The 16,541-nt window shown below is 63.8% G+C and carries 15 protein-coding genes; 6 read left to right on the top strand and 9 right to left on the bottom strand.

Going from position 1 to position 16,541, the window contains the following annotated elements; translation table 11 throughout:
• Window positions 1–105: 105 nt before the first annotated feature.
• Window positions 106–699 (bottom strand): class I SAM-dependent methyltransferase, encoded by a 594-nt coding sequence (locus IE071_RS07665; protein WP_189440508.1) that lies wholly within the window; start codon window positions 697–699, stop codon window positions 106–108.
• An 82-nt stretch (window positions 700–781) separates the two neighbouring features.
• On the bottom strand, window positions 782–1,732 hold the full coding sequence (locus tag IE071_RS07660) for a peptidylprolyl isomerase (protein ID WP_189440507.1): 951 nt from the start codon (window positions 1,730–1,732) through the stop codon (window positions 782–784).
• 135 nt (window positions 1,733–1,867) lie between these two features.
• Here IE071_RS07660 and IE071_RS07655 point away from each other — a divergent pair, with 135 nt between their 5' ends.
• The 4 genes from IE071_RS07655 (at window position 1,868) to IE071_RS07640 (ending at window position 6,015) form a co-directional block, all read left to right on the top strand.
• Window positions 1,868–3,196 carry an ABC transporter permease gene (locus IE071_RS07655; protein ID WP_189440506.1) on the top strand — a complete coding sequence of 443 codons (1,329 nt, stop codon included), beginning with the start codon at window positions 1,868–1,870 and terminating at the stop codon, window positions 3,194–3,196.
• Window positions 3,197–3,206: 10 nt separating this feature from the next.
• Entirely contained in the window at window positions 3,207–4,460 is a 1,254-nt protein-coding gene (locus IE071_RS07650) for an ABC transporter permease (protein ID WP_229792792.1), read from the top strand.
• 269 nt (window positions 4,461–4,729) lie between these two features.
• The gene (locus tag IE071_RS07645) at window positions 4,730–5,092 is read left to right on the top strand and encodes a PadR family transcriptional regulator (protein WP_189440505.1); all 363 of its coding nucleotides are present in this window, start codon (window positions 4,730–4,732) and stop codon (window positions 5,090–5,092) included.
• Window positions 5,092–6,015 carry a sensor domain-containing protein gene (locus IE071_RS07640; protein ID WP_189440504.1) on the top strand — a complete coding sequence of 308 codons (924 nt, stop codon included), beginning with the start codon at window positions 5,092–5,094 and terminating at the stop codon, window positions 6,013–6,015. The genes IE071_RS07645 and IE071_RS07640 overlap by 1 nt, the downstream gene beginning before the upstream one ends.
• Before the next feature lie 6 nt (window positions 6,016–6,021).
• On the opposite strand, the gene IE071_RS07635 is transcribed toward IE071_RS07640, so the two are convergent.
• Both IE071_RS07635 and IE071_RS07630 read right to left on the bottom strand, forming a co-directional pair.
• Window positions 6,022–7,218 carry a DUF1501 domain-containing protein gene (locus IE071_RS07635; protein WP_189440503.1) on the bottom strand — a complete coding sequence of 399 codons (1,197 nt, stop codon included), beginning with the start codon at window positions 7,216–7,218 and terminating at the stop codon, window positions 6,022–6,024.
• A 52-nt stretch (window positions 7,219–7,270) separates the two neighbouring features.
• Window positions 7,271–8,878: a DUF1800 domain-containing protein gene (locus tag IE071_RS07630; RefSeq protein ID WP_189440502.1), complete on the bottom strand. Its 1,608-nt coding sequence runs from the start codon at window positions 8,876–8,878 to the stop codon at window positions 7,271–7,273.
• 163 nt (window positions 8,879–9,041) lie between these two features.
• On the opposite strand from IE071_RS07630, the gene IE071_RS07625 reads away from it, so the two are divergent.
• Window positions 9,042–9,653 (top strand): class I SAM-dependent DNA methyltransferase, encoded by a 612-nt coding sequence (locus IE071_RS07625; protein ID WP_189440501.1) that lies wholly within the window; start codon window positions 9,042–9,044, stop codon window positions 9,651–9,653.
• Window positions 9,654–9,662: 9 nt separating this feature from the next.
• On the opposite strand, the gene IE071_RS07620 is transcribed toward IE071_RS07625, so the two are convergent.
• The 5 genes from IE071_RS07620 to IE071_RS07600 form a co-directional block, all read right to left on the bottom strand.
• A complete protein-coding gene (locus IE071_RS07620) occupies window positions 9,663–10,991 on the bottom strand; it encodes a carbohydrate porin (RefSeq protein ID WP_189440500.1) in 1,329 nt (442 codons plus the stop codon).
• A gap of 267 nt (window positions 10,992–11,258) precedes the next feature.
• Window positions 11,259–11,897 carry an endonuclease III gene (gene nth, locus IE071_RS07615; protein ID WP_189440499.1) on the bottom strand — a complete coding sequence of 213 codons (639 nt, stop codon included), beginning with the start codon at window positions 11,895–11,897 and terminating at the stop codon, window positions 11,259–11,261.
• Window positions 11,894–12,499, bottom strand: coding sequence for an RnfABCDGE type electron transport complex subunit B (locus tag IE071_RS07610; protein ID WP_189440498.1), 606 nt, complete (start codon window positions 12,497–12,499; stop codon window positions 11,894–11,896). Before IE071_RS07610 ends, nth begins: the two co-directional genes overlap by 4 nt.
• Window positions 12,500–12,506: 7 nt before the next feature.
• Window positions 12,507–14,618, bottom strand: coding sequence for a methionine--tRNA ligase (metG, locus tag IE071_RS07605; protein ID WP_189440497.1), 2,112 nt, complete (start codon window positions 14,616–14,618; stop codon window positions 12,507–12,509).
• Window positions 14,619–14,665: 47 nt separating this feature from the next.
• Window positions 14,666–15,199 carry a metal-dependent hydrolase gene (locus IE071_RS07600; protein ID WP_189440945.1) on the bottom strand — a complete coding sequence of 178 codons (534 nt, stop codon included), beginning with the start codon at window positions 15,197–15,199 and terminating at the stop codon, window positions 14,666–14,668.
• Between the two features lie 182 nt (window positions 15,200–15,381).
• On the opposite strand from IE071_RS07600, the gene IE071_RS07595 reads away from it, so the two are divergent.
• Window positions 15,382–16,536: an MFS transporter gene (locus IE071_RS07595; RefSeq protein ID WP_189440944.1), complete on the top strand. Its 1,155-nt coding sequence runs from the start codon at window positions 15,382–15,384 to the stop codon at window positions 16,534–16,536.
• The last annotated feature ends 5 nt before the right edge of the window (window positions 16,537–16,541 follow it).

The following is a 16,541-nucleotide window of genomic DNA, read 5'->3' as shown; positions in this document are numbered from 1 at the left end:
AGTTATGTATGCAACGGGGTGTGCGCTCAGCCGTGATTCACGCTGCGGAGACACATGCGAGCAGATTCGCTGGCCAACGGCATGGTGCGCTGACGCAGATCTGCGTCAGGCAGCGACCTGGACGCCCGCGCGTCGGCTGATCCGGTAAACCGCGGCGGGTGGCAGGTTCAGCAGGGCGCTGCCGACACGTTGCGCCTGCAGGTTCAGGCGCTTGAGCAGGGCGGCCGGCAACGGGCAGCGCGGGCCGTAGGTGAACTGGTAGAACATGCCGTCGCTGCGCAGCTGGCGCTCGAACACGCCTTGCACGATTGCTTCGACCTGACTGGCTGGCATCGACAGCAGCGGCAGGCCGCTGACCACGGCGCAGGCACGCTCTTCGCCGAACAATGACTCGGTCTCTCCAAGCTGCGCAGCATCCATGCGCAAGATGGTGGCGTTCGGATAGCGCTTGGCCAGTGCGTCGGCGAAATGCGGATCGGCTTCGATCAGTGCGAGCCGGTGCGGTGGCACGCCGCGTGCCAGCAGCGCACGGGTCAGCGCACCGGTGCCGGGTCCCAGTTCGATCACCGGGCCATCCAGCTGGCTGACGTGGGCGGTCATCAGCCGGGCCAGCGCAGCCCCGGATGGCGTGACCGCGCCGATCCCTCGCGGATCGCGCAGCCACGCACGCAGAAAGCTCAGGGTGTCGTTCAACGCCATGCCACGATTTCCGCAGTGGACCACATGATTGGCAAGGTAACCGACGCGGCTGAACAGAATGTTTGCCGGCTACCTGCGGACATCAGTGCGCGGCCTTGGCCGCCGGTGTCGGCTCGCGTACCGGCACGTCGATGCTGCACAGGTCGACCTTGCCGGCCGGCAAGGCATAGAACGCGTTGTGGCCATTGCGTTTGGCCTCGATCAGCGCCGCAAAGGTGGGACTGTCGGTGCGCAGCACTTCCAGCGCCGGACGATCCTTGGCCGGGATATCGGCGGCAAGCCGGACCGACCCAATGGTGATGCGCTGCGCCGGTTTGGTGTAGAAGCCCATCGGCTCGGCACCGCGCGGCAGGCCGGACAGCAGCGGCATGCCTTCCAGCACGCGGCCGGCGATCGCGAGATTGCGATCCAGCCGGCGCGGCGCCTGGCCGATTACCGCGTACAGCGAACTGCCGTTGCCAGTCTCTGGAGCAACGTCGCGCGCCACGCCGACGGCGCCATAGCAGTGAGTCAGCCACTCCTGCCCGCTGGCCGGATCGCGTGCGGCCGGGAAGCCTTCGGAGAAACCGACTTCGGGTGCGTACACGTCGCCATCCGGCAGCGCGGTCCACGCCAGTTTCGGATCGATCGGGCGGGTGAACTCCGGCGGCAGCGTCTTGCTGGCCTTGCCCAGCGGACGAATCTTGCTCTTGTCGCCGTTGTCATCGTCGTTCGGGTCGCCCCACTGGGTGACGAAGTTGTCCTGCACCCGGATGATCGCCAGCCCGTCGAAGTAGTGCTGGCGCACCAGGGTGCGGATGTTCGCCGCGTGCAGCGGAGTGAAGTCCGGCGCCAGCTCGATCACCACGCGGCCGGTCGGCAGCTGCATGAAGATCAGGTTCTGCGGATCGGGTGTGCGCCACTCGGCCGATGTGGACTTGGCCAGCAATTCCTTCGCGGTCGGCGTGGGCTTGCTCTGCTCGGCGGCGATGGTGGGGAGCGCCAGCAGGGTGCTGGTCAGCGCGAGTGCGGCGATGAGATGGCGGCGAAGCATGAGGTTCCCCTGCGGCAACGGAATGGCAAGGACGCAACTTAGCAGGTGCCGCGTGGGCATGGCACCAAAGTGTGCAATTCTTTGGATCGGCGAGTCAGGCACTGCCGATTATCGAAAGACGTCACAGGGGGCGTTATGTGGGGCTATTACGTTGCGCTGGCGTTGCGAAGCAGCGCACGAAGCAAGGCTTTGACCGCGCTGGTGATCGTGCTGCTGGCGTTCGGAGTGTCGGCCTGCATGGTGAGCTATGCCGTGTTCCGTGCGACCACGAGCGACCCGCTCCCCGCCAAGTCTTCCCGGCTTTACGTGCCGCAGATCGATAATTTTGGTCCGTCCTACACTTGGCAGGGCGAACCACCCCCCACGTTGAGTTACACCGATGCGATGGCGCTGTGGCAGTCGCACAAAGCCAGCCGGCAAACGTTGCTCTATCCCGCAGCATGGCAGGTGGAATCGGATGATGGATCGACTCCCGCCATGTCGCTTGGCGGCGACGCGGTAACCGCCGATTTCTTCGCGATGTTCGATGTGCCTTTTCGCTTTGGCAGTGGATGGGCGGCGAGTGACGATGAGCTGCGCGCCACCGTGGTGGTCATCAGTCGGCGCTTGAACGACAAGCTGTTTGGCGGACAAGACAGTGTGGGGCAAGCAATCCGGCTGGACGGCCATATATTCAGGATCACCGGTGTGCTGGAGGACTGGAACCCCAAGCCGCGTTTCTTCGACCTCGGCACTAATGGCCACACCGAGTTCGATGACGCGGGGGATATCTATATCCCGCTCACCCGCGGAATCGCCATGAAGAAAGACAGCACGACCTATAACGGTTGCCCTACAGAGTCAGGGGTTTACGATACGTCTCGGTGGGATGCCCGCCTGACCAGTGAATGTGCCTGGATCGATGCCTGGGTAGAGCTTGCAACGCCAGCCGAGGTGGATCGCTACCGCGAGTTCCTGCACAACTATGCTGGTCAGCAGCAGCGCCTCGGACGTTTCTCATGGGCGCCCAACATTCGCCTGCGCAATCTAATGGACTGGATGGCGTTTCAGGATGTCACTCCCCGGGCATCAAGCTTGTCCATGCTGGTCTCTGGCAGCTTTCTGCTGATTGTGCTGGTCAACGTCATCGGACTCATGCTCGCCCGCTTCATGCGGCGGGCACCGGAGATCGGCATTCGTCGTGCACTTGGCGCATCGCGAGCAGCCATCTACCGGCAGTTCCTGATCGAAGGGGCCACCATGGGCTTCGTCGGCGGCTTGGTCGGTGTGGCACTGACACTGTTTGGTGTGTGGGGCGCCGGGGGGCTTTTCGAGCCAAAGATTGCACGCCTGGTGCACGCAGACGCCTCCCTGATTGCATTGACCGTGCTGCTGGCAGTGGCCGCCACGGTGGTTTCCGCCCTGTACCCCACATGGCGGGCGGCGCAAACCCAGCCTGCCTGGCAAATCAAGATCAACAGCTGAGGTTTCCGCCATGGCATTCATCAAGGCATTCATGCAGCTGCGCCCCATCGTCAAGGCACTGGGGCGACACAAGGTGGCCACGGCGCTCATCGTGCTGCAGGTGGCGTTGACGCTGGCGGTGACATCCAACGCTCTGTTTATCGTGGCCACGCGTATCGTCCATCTGTCCCGCCCTACCGGGACGGACGAAGCCCATCTCTTCGTTATCCACAACGGCTGGACGATCGGTCAGAATGCCACCCAGATCGACGCGAACATCCGTACTGACCTCGATACCCTGCGGCGCGTGCCGGGCGTGCGCGATGCATTTTCCAGTTACGGGTATCCACTGGCAGGCGATGGCAGCTACATATCCGTAAGGCCGAAGCTCAAGCCGGACCAGAAGGCGCGCGGGCCTTTCGCCATGATCTATGCGGCCGACGAGCACACGATCAATACGCTGGGCATATCGCTGGTGGCAGGACGCAATTTTCGACCGGATGAAATCACCACCTTCGGCCCCAACGACAAGATTTCCCCGCCTGGCATCATCATCACGCGCAGCCTGGCCGACAAGCTGTTTCCCGATGAATCAGCCTTGGGCAAGACGGTTTACTTCCCAGGTGGGCCTACCCGCATCGTGGGTATTCTCGCCAGCCTGCAGGGGTCCATCAGCATAACCCGGTCCTCCGATGGCGATAGCGTGCTGGTCCCCGCGCATTACGTCGACCCCGATGGTGTGTGGTATCTGCTGCGTGCCGACGCTGCCGACATGAAGCCGGTGATTGCCGCCGCACTGAAGGCGCTGCAGGCGCGTGGTGGCGTGCGCGTCCTCGATCCCAAACACGGCGTCGTTACCATGGCCCAGGCACGTGAACGTGCCTATGCCACCGATCAGAGCCTGGCCATGCTGATGAGCATCGTCAGCGGATTGCTGCTGCTGGCGACGGCAGGTGGCATCGTGGGCTTGAGCAGTTTCTGGGTCAGCCAGCGACGCAAGCAGATCGGCATCCGCCGTTCGCTTGGCGCCACGACGGGCGACATCCTGCGTTACTTCCATGCCGAGAATTTTCTGATCGTCGGCGGCGGCATCGTGCTCGGGATCATGCTTGCGGTGCTGGCGAATCTCGGCCTGATGAAGGTCTTCTATCCGCTGCCACACATGCCGCTTTACGTGCCACTCCTTGGAGCGCTGCTGCTGTGGCTGCTCGGTCAACTGGCCGTATGGGGACCGGCACGCTATGCCGCCAAGGTGCCGCCGGTGGTCGCGATTCGCACAGAGTGACGAATCGCCCGCGTCGTGTCGCCGATTCATCGTTCCGCTGAAAGGTAGCGCGGGTCGACTGCAGTCATTCCAGTTGGGCTACTTGCGCGCAAGGTCAGCTGATCGCCGCAGGCAAACGACCATCAGGCCTGCATGGCTATCTCGGCACACGCGATGCAAACGTCAACCGGTGCAACGGATTTGCCGAATACATGACTTCAGGCCCATGCACTAGTGTCAAGTTCACACTATGGTTTACTAAAGCCTAAGCGACAGTGCAGGTGAGCGACGTGGAAGACAGCGCCAGTCAGTTGAAGAAGTTCCAGAAGGAGCTTTCCAGCGGCACCGTGTCGCTGGTGTTGCTGGCCGTGTTGGCCCAGTCGCGCCAGCCGATGTACGGCTACCAGATCGCCAAGCGGCTGGAGGAAGTGGGTGAGGGCGTGCTCGCCGGCAAGCAGAGCGCGCTGTATCCCGTATTGCGCAATTTGGAAGCGGCCGGCTTGCTGGGCAGCGAAGTCGAGCCATCGGTCAGCGGGCCACCGCGCCGTTATTACCGCATTACCAAACCGGGGCGCGAGGTCTTGCGCGAGTGGGTGGCAGCCTGGACCGCCACCCGCGACTCCGTCGATAACGTCTTGCAAGGAGGGGTGTAATGAACGCGCCACGCAGCATCAATGAATACCTCGATCAGTTGCGCAGTGCCCTGCGCGGCGCCGACCCGGCCCTGGTGCAAGATGCGTTGTACGACGCCGAAGAACATCTGCGCGCCGAGCTGGCCGAACAGCCTGGCCGTGATGAAGCGACGATGCTGGAACATGTCGTCGGCAGCTACGGTGCACCGGACGAAGTGGCAGAAATCTATCGCGATCAGGAAATAAAGATCCAGCGTGCGATCCGTCCGCCGCCGCCGCCGCAACGCCGCTCGCTGGTGGGTCGATTCTTCGGTGTGGCCGCCGATCCGCATACCTACGGCGCGCTGTTCTACATGGTGCTCGCACTGGCCACCGGGATCTTCTATTTCACTTGGGCAGTGACCGGCTTGTCGCTGTCGGCGGGTCTGGCCGTGCTGATCATCGGCATTCCGTTCATGGTGCTGTTCCTGGGCAGCGTGCGCGGACTGTCGCTGCTGGAAGGGCGCATCGTGGAAACCATGCTCGGCGTGCGCATGCCGCGCCGGCCGCCGTATCCGTCGCAGCAGGGACTGCCGCTGATGAAACGGATCGGTGCGATATTCACCGACGGCCGTACCTGGGGCACGCTGTTCTACATGCTGCTGATGCTGCCGCTGGGCATCGTCTACTTCACGGTCACGGTGACCTTGCTCAGCGTGTCACTCAGCTTCGTCGCGGCACCGATCCTGAGGTGGGCATCGGATCAGTTTCACTGGCAGATCGGCACCTGCACCAGCGCACCCGACGGGATCTGTGCCGGCGTCGAGTGGCTGAACAGCTGGAGTGGTTCCGTCACCTTGTGCATCCTCGGCGTCGTGATGTTGTTTGCCACGTTGCATCTGGTGCGCGGCATGGGCCGGTTGCACGGACAGATCGCGAAGCAGTTGCTGGTGCGCGGGAGCTGAGCATCGTCACACCAGCTGCAGATCCTTCGGTTTTGAAGCCGGAAAGACGGACTGCAGCTGGCTGTTCGACAACCCCCAGATACGCCCGAACAAGCCACCCAGCACGTCGCGATAGTCGTTGAGCACCTGATAGTCGCGGTTCTGCAGCAGATTCTGCTGGTTGACTGCGATCTGCTCGCCGGCGAGACGCCCGCCGTTGACCTTGCCGCCGAGCACCCAGTGCACAGTGCCGTGGCCGTGGTCGGTGCCCTTGTCGCCGTTCTCGCGGAAGGTGCGGCCGAACTCGGAGAGCACCACCACGGTGGTGTCGTTCCAGGCGTCGCCCAGCGTCTCGGCATAGGCAGCCAGGCCTTCGCCGAGATTGCGCAGGTTGTTCGCGAGGCCGCCAGTGATGCTGCCCTGGTTGACATGAGTGTCCCAGCCGCCCACGTCGACAAAGCCGAGTCGGTACTGCTCGCGCATCAGGGTGGCGATGCGTCGTGTCTCGGCGGCGAAGTTGTTGGCGCTGGGCGCCCCACGGCTGGCTTGCACCATCTCGTTGCGCAGATCCGCCGACACGGTCTTGGGCAGGGCAAGGCCATCGGCGCTGGCCGCGGCCAGCGGCGTGCCCTTGTACATGCCGGACAGAATCGCCGCTTGTCGTTCGTCGAAATGCGCCTTGGGATCGGCCTTCAGCGAGATGTTGGGGATGTCGCGCGGCGAGCCCTGGAAGCTCAGTGGCAGGTTGTTGGTGAATGCGATCGCCGAGGTTCCGCTGAGCAGGCCGGATAGCCGTGCGAGGAAGCCGGAACGATAGTTGCCCATGGACTCGGCTTCGCCGCGCTCGATGTGATCCTGCGTTTCGAAGTGGCTGCGGCTGAGATCACTGGTGCCGGCGAACGGGATGAAGGCCAGCTGCTTTTTCTGCCATAGCGGATACAGCGCATCGCGCACTACCGGATTGAGGCCCCAGTCCGCATCCAGCGCGATGGCGCTGTTGGGGTTGCCGGCATCGGGTCTGGCGATGGCGAGCGTGGGGCGCGATGCGTAGTAGAAATCGCTGCCGCAGGGCACCAGCAGGTTGTTGCAGTCGTAGCCGCCGCGCAGGAAGACCAGCAGGAAGCGCGGCGTATTCGCCGGTGCGGCAAACAGCCGGCCGGAAAACGGCAGCGTGGAGGCGGCGGCAACGGCGCCAGCGGCGAGCAGGAATTCGCGACGGTTCATGGAACACCTCGATGGTGGTCGGCAGACGTGTCCATGCGGACGGAAGAGGACATCAGCGATAGTTGAAGTCGGGCGACGACAGCAGGAACGTATTCCATTCCGCCGGCGACTTGGCCTGGTTCAGCGCATTGCCGGTGGCGATCGACAGTCCTTGCGCAATCGCATCGCGGTACAGCGCCGAGTCGCGCAACGCGGGCGCTTCCCGCGGCAGATTCGAAGGCGTGCCCGGCACCGCAGGATCGCTGTTGTCGACGAACAACCGATTGCGGCCGCTGCCAATCACGCCGGCGAAGTCGAAGCGCTTGCTCATCTGGCCCGAGCCGGTCCAACTGGCCGAATCCAGCGGCCAGCCGTCGGGAGTGATGCGGCCGTACAGCGGCTCGTCCATCTGTCGCAGCCAGTTCACCAGCGGCTCAGCGTTCGGGATCGGCTGGCCGTCGTAGGTGAGCCGCATCGACGAGACCAGGAAACGCATCGGATCCTTGAACTTGTGCTGGTCGATGGCGGCGGCCTCGGGCGACAGCAGCATCGTGCGCATTACGGCCGCGATGTCGCCGTCGGTGCGCTGGAACGTGTGCGCCATCGCATCGACCAAGGCTGTCGGCGGCTGATCGGCGATGAAGTATTCGGCAAGCTGCTGCGAGATGAAGTGCGCGCAGGCAGGCTGGCGCACGATCAGGTCCACGGCCTGGGCGATCTCGTCGTAACCGCTGCCCTTGATGGTCTGGCCGAGCAGGGTCTTGTCGCCGAAATCGTGCTGGTTCGGATTGAACACGAACAGGCCATCGCGCACGAGACCGGGACGCGACTGGGCGAACAGCTTGCGACGCGCGGCCGGTTTCGCCGGCATCAGGCCGGCGCCGGTGAGGATGCGCATCAGCTGCTGCACGTCCTGTTGGGAGTAGCCGGAATTCACACCCAGCGTGTGCAGCTCCATCAACTCACGCGCGTAGTTCTCGTTTGTCTTGCCCTTGACGTTGTGCGCGTTGTCGAGGAATACCAGCATGGCCGGGCTCTGCAGCGTGGCCAGCACCAGATCCTTGAACTTGCCCAACGCATGCGGGCGTATCACGTTTTCCTCGTAGTCGGCGATGAACAGGCGCACCGGTCCCTTGTCCGCATAGATGCTGAAGTGGTTGAGCCAGAACCACACCAGCTGCTCCTTCAGCTGATCGCCGCCGTAGATCGCGTGCAGCATCTCGGCCTGCGCGGCCTGCTGGTAGATGTCGCGGCGGTACAGTTGAAATACCTTCTTTGCGTCGTCCTTGGCTGGACCGGCCGGCACTTGCTTGAACTGCTGCGCACGCTCCTGGTAGTCGGCCAGCTGCTGCGCCAGTGGCGTGCTGATCACGGCCAGATGGTTGATCTGGGCAGCCACCTGTGGCGGCAGGCTGTCGTCGGCACCGGCGAGTTGCAGGTCAAGGAAGCGCGTGCGGCCCAGTTCGCGGTAGCGTGCGAGCGTGGCACTGTCGAGGCCGAAGCTGTCGCGGCGCAGCCAGGCAATATCGCCCAGTCGCAAGCCGTCGACTTTCGCTGTCACTGTGCTGGTCGGCAGCCGATTCGGAGGGTTTCCGTCGCCGGCACAGGCCAGTGCCGGAGCGAGCGTCCACAGCAGGCCGAGAACCAGCGTGCGGCAGCGAAGCGTGGTGGCAGCAGGCATGCGTCCGTACTCCGGCAGTGGAAGAGGTCAGTAGTGTCTGAACGCGGCGATGCCGGTTTGGATGACTCCGGCAAGATGACGACAGACGCAGTGAAGGGCGCGATTCAGCTTGTCGCCGTTGCGTGTCACGACAGTTACTATGCGGCACCCGCTGGAGCCCGCCATGCCGAAGACCTACGACCGCGACTATTTCGACAAGTGGTACCGCGACCCGCGGCACTCGGTGGCCTCGCCGGCCGAGCTCAAGCGCAAGGTGGCGATGGTGGTGGCACAGGCCGAGTATTACCTCGGTCGGCCGATCCGCAACGTGCTCGACGTCGGTTGCGGCGAGGCAACCTGGCGCGCACCGCTGCGCGCGTTGCGTCCGGACATCGCTTATCGCGGGCTGGATGCCAGCGAGTATGTGGTGGCGCGCTACGGTCGCAGTCGCAATATCGGCCTGGCGCGTTTTGGCCAGCTCGAACAGCTGCGCTTCGACATCCGCTTCGACCTGATCGTGTGCACCGACGTGCTGCATTACCTGAAGCCGGCCGAGATCCGCGCAGGCCTGCAAGGCATCGGCGAGATGCTGGAAGGCGTCGCATTTCTCGAAGTATTCACCAGCCGCGATGACGTGGCCGGCGATCACCACGGTTTCGTGTCGCGTGCGCCGGCGTGGTACCTGCGCGAGTTCGGTGAGGTCGGGCTGCTGCCCTGCGGCGCGCACTGTTACCTCGGGCCGCGATTGGAACGTCACATCGCGGCACTGGAACGGGCACAGCTGCCAAGCTGGTGATTCGCCGGATCAGAACTCCACATGGGCGCGCATGCCGACAAAGCGCGCCGGCCCGCGATCACGGTTGTAGCCCGGGTTGTGGATCAGCTGGATGTCGGGAGCGAGCGTGAGGTGATCGACCACCGCGATGTTGTAGTAGGCCTCGACGATGTGCTCGCGGCCATAGGCGAGCGCGCCATCGCCCAGCGTGAATCCCTGGCCGCCCAAAGCCAGATAGTCGCGATGCGCTGGTGACAGCGCGTCGACGGCAAACGCTACGCCCAGATGATCCTGCGACCGCCCCCAGTGCACGCCGGAGAGCTGCAGGCCGACGCTCAACGTGCGATCCACTTCGGCGTACGCAAACGATTCGTTGCGGCCATCATTCCAGCCCGCGCGGGCAAACAAACCGGTCTCGCCATCGTCGGCCAGCGGAAGTTCGCCGTTGATGGCGAAGCCGTACTTGCGTCGGCCGGGACGGTCGTCTGCATGGATGTCGGGTAGGGTTCCATGAGCCAACGCATACGCGATGGCGTCGCGGTACACACCCATGTTCGCGATGTTGCGGAATGCGAGCAGCCGCAGGACCGCGCCGTCCGCGTACGGTTGTAGGGTCAGTTCGAGCTGCTCGCCGCGGGCGCGCTGCGGTGAATTTTCCAGCTTCGTTCCGTTCGCCTGGGTGGGCATCAGGTAGATGCCGTAGCGCAGGCTCCACCTCGGGTTGATCCAGCCCAGCATCAGCCCATCCGTGTAGCCGCGGGTGTCAGCGGCGAAATCCCACGCCGTGTTGTTGAGCAATGACCAGTTCAGGAATTGCGTGCGTGCCGCATCGGCGTAACGGTTCTTGTCGAAGTCGTCGCTCACCGCCATCTTGCCAAGCTTGATTTCGATGCGTTGTGTGACTTCTTCGTCCGGCAGTTGATCCTGGCCACGTGCAGCCGGTTCACGCCCGTCGCCCAGCGGCAGCGTCCAGCGCAGATAGCGGCGCGCGACATACGCGGTCTTACTCAGGCTGCCGCCGCCGGAATGCACCACGTCGCCATTGGCAACTCCGCCCAGGCCGGTGGCGCCGCTGACTGCCTCGCCCTTGAACATTTCCACGTCGAAGTAGAACTGGAAATGCGCCGGCAAGGCGACACCGAAATAGGCGCCGAACGTGTGCGAGCGCTCGGTATCGCCACCTGCGTGCAGGCTCAGCGGACCGCTGTACGGCGAGTGCAGGGACGATTGGTGCTGGTCGATGAAGGTGTACTGCGCGCCCAGCCATTGCGGCACAAACAGAGGTGTGTCGTCAGCCAGCGCGAGGGGGGATACCAGTGCGAGCCAGATGGCTGCGGCGAACAGGTGGATCTTTTTCATGCTCGTCTCCGTGTACGCCGCACGGAGCGAGCGGATCAGCCAGGCAGCGATCCACTCGCAGCCGGGCTGCGAGAGTAGATGTCGATGTGCGCCGAAAGCCCCGAAGGGGTAATCCGGCTGCAACTGGCTGGGTCGCTGTCCATGTTGGATCAGGTCTCGTGGGTTTCTGATGCAGGTAAAGGCGCGCGCATGCTGACCGCTGAAGAGGCCCTTGTCAACGCAAGAATGATGACTGGAAGAACCGTATCAGCTGCACCGGGGTGCAGCTCAGCTGATGACGGTCTTGTCCTTGTAGCGGCACAGGTCGCGGATCGCGCAGTGCGGACAATCCGGTTTGCGTGCCTTGCACACGTAGCGGCCGTGCAGGATCAGCCAGTGATGCGCGTCCTGCTTGAACTCGGCCGGGATCACTTTCTCCAGCTTGTCCTCGACCGTGCGCACGTCCTTGCCTGGTGCGAGGCCAGTGCGGTTGGCGACACGGAAGATATGCGTGTCCACCGCGATGGTCGGCTCACCGAACGCGGTGTTGAGCACCACGTTGGCGGTCTTGCGGCCGACGCCGGGCAGGGCCTCCAGCGCTTCGCGACTGTGCGGCACCTCGCCGTCGTGCTGCTCGAGCAGCAGCCGGCTCAACGCGATCACGTTCTTTGCCTTCGCGTTGAACAGGCCGATCGTGCTGATGTAGCGTTTCAGGCCTTCCTCACCGAGTTCGAGGATCGCCTGAGGCGTGTTCGCCACCGGATAGAGTTTCTTCGTCGCCTTGTTGACGCCGACATCGGTGGCCTGCGCCGACAGCACCACCGCGACCAGCAACTCGAATGGCGTGGTGTAGACGAGCTCGGTGGTCGGGTGCGGATTGAGTTCGCGCAGGCGCGAAAACATGTCGATCACGTCGGCGCGCTTCACGGCTTCGGCTCCTGCTGCTTTGCCTTGGCACGGGCCAGCGCCGCCAACACGGGATTGATCGGACTGGTGGCGGCATTTGTCGCCACTTTGCGTGCGGCCAGGTCGGCTTCGTGTTGCATGCGCTGACGTTCCAGCCGCGTCTCCCGTCGCTGGAAATTCGCGCGCGCTGCATCGGCATGAGCGATGTCGATCTGTGCTTCCGGCATCGGCAGCAACACGATGCAGTCGACCGGACAGGCCGGCACGCACAGCTCGCAGCCGGTGCAGTCGTCGGCAATCACCGTGTGCATCAGCTTCGCCGCGCCCACGATCGCATCGACCGGGCAGACCTGGATGCATTTGGTGCAGCCGATGCAATCGGCCTCCACGATGCGCGCCAGCGTGCGCGGCTTCTCGATGCCGTGCTCGTGATTCAGTGGCAGCACCGGCTGCTGCAACAGTGCAGCGAGCTTCTCGATTCCCGCCGTACCCCCGGGCGGGCACTGGTTGATGGCAGCTTCGCCACGCGCGATCGCCTCGGCATACGGCCGACAGCCGTGATAGCCGCACTGCTCGCATTGCGTCTGCGGCAACAGCGCGTCGATACGGTCGGCCAGGGTCATGGCGATATCAGCGGACCGTAGCACCCGGCTTCGCACCCTGATCGGCGTCGAGCAGGAACAGGTCGCTGCCGCCGTCGCCGGCCGACAGGATCATGCCTTCGGACAAGCCGAAGCGCATCTTGCGCGGAGCGAGGTTGGCGATGAACACCACGTTGCGGCCGACCAGCTTTTCCGGCTCGCCGTAGGCGGTGCGGATGCCGGAGAAGATCTGTCGCGTGCCCAGCGGACCGGCGTCCAGTTCGAAGCGCAGCAGCTTGTCGGAGCCGTCGACGAATTCGCAGGCGGTGACTTTGCCGATGCGCAGGTCGAGCCGGGCGAAGTCGTCGATCGCGATCGTCGCTGATACTGCGGCGGTTTCGTGGCTGGCGGGGACGTTCTCGCTCATGGGCTTGCCTGGTTCCTTTGCTTTCTTGTGCTTGATCGGTGCGGCAGCGGGCTCGGTGGCGCCGCCGAGCGAATCCTTCGATGCTTCGACCATCGCCTCGATGCGCTTGGGATCGATGCGGCCGAGCAGCGGCTCGAAGGCATGGATGGCATGGTTGCGCAGCGCGGCGCGGGCGTCGTCGAAGTCGGCGATCGGCGCGGCCAGGAACTGTTCGGCCGCGGCCACGGTGGCCGGCAGTATCGGCTTGAGCATGCCGGCCAGCAGACGGAACGCGGTCAACGCGAACGAGCAGACCTGGTGCAGCTCGTCGCGCAGGCTCTCGTCCTTGGCCATGGCCCACGGCGCCTTGGCGGCGATGTGGCCGTTGACGATGTCCGCCATCTGCACGAAGCGGCGGGTGACCTCGGCGAAGTCACCGCTGTCGTACAGTGCAGCGATGCCATCGTAGTGTTCCAGCAAGCCGTGCCACAGCACGGTTTCCTGCGGGCCGAATTGCGAGGCCAGACGTCCGTCGAAGAACTTGTGCACGAAGCCGGCGGTACGGCTGGCGATGTTCACCCACTTGCCGACCAGGTGTGAGTTGACGCGCTCCTCGAACGCCTTGAGGTCGAGATCCACATCGACCGGCGTATCGCTGAGCATGGTGGCGAAGTAGTAGCGCAGGAATTCCGGATGGATGTCGGCATCCAGGTAGGTGCGCGCCTGGATGAAGGTGCCGCGCGACTTGGACATCTTGGCGCCGTTCACGGTCAGGTAGCCATTGACGTGCAGCGCGGTCGGCGTGCGGAAACCGGCGCCATGCAGCATCGCCGGCCAGAACAGGCCGTGGAAATTGATGATGTCCTTGCCGATGAAGTGGTGCATCTCGGCGGTGCTGCCTTCGGCAAGGAAGTCGTCAAACTTCAGATGCGTCCTGTCGCACAATGCCTTGAAGCTGGCCAGGTAACCGACCGGCGCGTCCAGCCACACATAGAAGAACTTGCCCGGCGCGTCGGGGATCGGAAAGCCGAAGTAGGGCGCGTCGCGCGAGATGTCCCAGTCCTTCAGGCCGCCGTCCAGCCATTCCTTCAGCTTGGCCACCACGCCGCTGTTGGCCACCGGCGTGCCATGGGTGAACTTGCCGGCGAACCAGTCGCGCAGCAGTCCTTCGAACTTGCCCAGTTCGAAGAAGTAATGTTCGGAGTCGCGCAGCACCGGCGTAGCGCCTGACATCACCGAAACCGGATTGATCAGGTCGGTCGGCGCATAGGTGGCGCCGCAGTGCTCGCAGTTGTCGCCGTACTGATCCGGCGTACCGCAGTTCGGACAGACGCCCTTGATGTAGCGGTCCGGCAGGAACATTTCCTTTTCGGGATCGAACAGCTGTTGGATGCTGCGTTTGGCGATGTAGCCGGCATCACGCAGGCGCGTATAGATCAACGTCGCCAGTTCGCGATTCTCGTCCGAATGAGTGGTGTGATAGTGGTCGAACGCCACGCCGAACGCGGCGAAGTCCGCCTCGTGACCCTCACGGATACCGGCGATGAAAGCCTCAGGTGTCATGCCCGCCTTTTCCGCGGCCAGCATGATCGGCGTGCCGTGCGCATCGTCGGCGCAGACGTAGATCGCCTTGTTGCCGGCCATTCGCTGCGCGCGCACCCAGATGTCGGCCTGGATATAGCCCAGCAGATGACCCATGTGCAGCGGGCCATTGGCATAGGGCAGGGCATTGGTGACGAGGAGGCGACGGCTCATGGCGGCTGCATTGGTTGAGTAGCCTTTTATTATGCCATGCGTACCACCTAGGCCCGGCGTTCATGGCGCCGTCGCAACTGCCACAGCAGGAGCGCGAGCGCGCCGGTAGGCAGCCACACCCATAGCAGCTCAGATTCGATCACCTGCCAGCCGTGCATGCTGAAGAATCGCACGCCGATCGGCGATACCTCGATCGGTCGCCAAGGGAAAAAGAACCGATGGTTGTCCAGCGGCCATCCCAGCGCCACGCCGAGACCACCATTCGTAAGCGCATCCAGCAGCGGGTGCGATACGGCGGACAGACCGACGAACGCCGCAGCTTGCCAAGCCGATGTCCGCAGCGGCTTGTATAGCGCCGCAGCGAGTAGGGCAGGCAACAAGGCGAAGGCGATGGAATGGCGGGCACCGCGATGACCGAAAGCATCGGCATAGGCAATGCCCAGTTTGAAGGTCAGCACGTCGGCATCCGGCAGCATCGCAGCAATCGCCCCAGCGGCAAGCAAGGGAGCGCTGATGCGACGGCGTCCGGCGGCGCCACCGAGCAAGAGGGGCACGACGGCGTGGCTGATGATGGTTGGCATGGGGCGGTCGGTCTGTTCGCTCGGTTTCGTGACTGTTGAGCGTAAGTTGTGAGCATGGATCGGGATGGAGTGATTGTCGTGGCGGATTAGGGGTGGAATGCGGACCATGCATGTTGAACGATTAAACTTGTTTATGTACATTTGTGCATGATTTATGTGCATGGATTGGAACATTGAACGTGCTGAATGAGGCACTCTCGACAGAGCAGGAAAGGCTCGGCTCAGCAACCCGCGCCACCCGGCTAATCTTCCTGGTGTCAGGCATAGGCATGGCCAGCTGGGCGCCGATGGTGCCGTATGCCAAGGCACGGTTGGGGCTGGATGATGCGGGCCTCGGCCTGGTGCTGCTGGCCTTCGGTGGCGGTTCGATGTTGTCGATGCCACTGGTCGGCTTGCTGACCCATCGTTACGGCAACCGCAACGTGATCAGCGTGGCCGGGCTGCTGTTGTGCGTGGCGATTCCGCTGCTGGCGATCGTGCCGAACGTGCTGACACTGACGGTGACGCTGCTGTACTTCGGCGCGATGCTGGGTGCGGTGGATGTGGCAATGAACGCGCACGCGGTCGAAGTGGAGCGGCGCGACGGTCGCGCATTGATGTCGGAGTTTCATGGGCTTTTCAGCATCGGCGGCCTCGCCGGCGCCGCGATCATGAGTGCATTGCTGGCGTTGGGTCTGCCATTGTGGGCTGGGGCCTTGGCGATCTCGTTGGCGCTGGCGCTGATCGTGCTCAGTCAGCGCAGCAGCCTGCTTTCCTGCGTGGACGATGCGGCCGACCGGGCGGCGGTGTTCCGTCTGCCGCGGGGGCTGGTGTTACTGCTCGGCGCGCTATGCTTCGTCAGTTTCCTGGCCGAGGGATCGGTGCTCGACTGGAGTGCGGTGTTGCTGCGCGACTTCCGCGGTTTCTCCGCTGCTTCCGCCGGCATCGGCTATGCGTGTTTCTCGGTGGCGATGGCGGCTGGCCGGCTTGCCGGCGACCGGGTGGTCGGTCGACTGGGGTCGGTGTGGACGGTACGCGTCGGTGCCAGTATCGCAGCGGTCGGGTTCCTGCTTGCAGCGATGACACCGTGGCCACCGGTTTCGTTGTTCGGCTTCGTATTGATTGGCTTGGGCGCATCGAACATCGTGCCGGTGATGTTTAGCGCGGCAGGGCGCCTGCCAGGCAATCCACCGGCTATTTCCATCGCCACGGTGACCACGCTGGGCTATGCCGGTCTGCTCAGTGGCCCGGCGCTGATCGGTTTCCTGGCCCATGCCAGCAATCTGCCGGTGGCGCTGGCCGTGGTCGCCGGCATGCTGGTGCTGGTGGCAGCCTCGGCGCGGATCGTGCGGCGTTGAATGAT

It is taken from the genome of Rhodanobacter panaciterrae, from assembly GCF_014651895.1.
GTDB classification, from domain to species: Bacteria; Pseudomonadota; Gammaproteobacteria; order Xanthomonadales; family Rhodanobacteraceae; genus Rhodanobacter; species Rhodanobacter panaciterrae.
Note: the sequence above shows the minus strand (reverse complement) of the source record. Positions and strands in the feature narration are given on the sequence as shown.

Bases quoted from the DNA above. Each gene is read 5' to 3' on its own strand.
- IE071_RS07665 (WP_189440508.1), bottom strand. From the start codon at position 699: ATGGCGTTGAACGACACCCTGAGCTTTCTGCGTGCGTGGCTGCGCGAT.
- IE071_RS07660 (WP_189440507.1), bottom strand. From the start codon at position 1,732: ATGCTTCGCCGCCATCTCATCGCCGCACTCGCGCTGACCAGCACCCTG.
- IE071_RS07655 (WP_189440506.1), top strand. From the start codon at position 1,868: ATGTGGGGCTATTACGTTGCGCTGGCGTTGCGAAGCAGCGCACGAAGC.
- IE071_RS07650 (WP_229792792.1), top strand. From the start codon at position 3,207: ATGGCATTCATCAAGGCATTCATGCAGCTGCGCCCCATCGTCAAGGCA.
- IE071_RS07640 (WP_189440504.1), top strand. From the start codon at position 5,092: ATGAACGCGCCACGCAGCATCAATGAATACCTCGATCAGTTGCGCAGT.
- IE071_RS07635 (WP_189440503.1), bottom strand. From the start codon at position 7,218: ATGAACCGTCGCGAATTCCTGCTCGCCGCTGGCGCCGTTGCCGCCGCC.
- IE071_RS07630 (WP_189440502.1), bottom strand. From the start codon at position 8,878: ATGCCTGCTGCCACCACGCTTCGCTGCCGCACGCTGGTTCTCGGCCTG.
- IE071_RS07625 (WP_189440501.1), top strand. From the start codon at position 9,042: ATGCCGAAGACCTACGACCGCGACTATTTCGACAAGTGGTACCGCGAC.
- IE071_RS07620 (WP_189440500.1), bottom strand. From the start codon at position 10,991: ATGAAAAAGATCCACCTGTTCGCCGCAGCCATCTGGCTCGCACTGGTA.
- IE071_RS07610 (WP_189440498.1), bottom strand. From the start codon at position 12,499: ATGACCCTGGCCGACCGTATCGACGCGCTGTTGCCGCAGACGCAATGC.
- metG (WP_189440497.1), bottom strand. From the start codon at position 14,618: ATGAGCCGTCGCCTCCTCGTCACCAATGCCCTGCCCTATGCCAATGGC.
- IE071_RS07600 (WP_189440945.1), bottom strand. From the start codon at position 15,199: ATGCCAACCATCATCAGCCACGCCGTCGTGCCCCTCTTGCTCGGTGGC.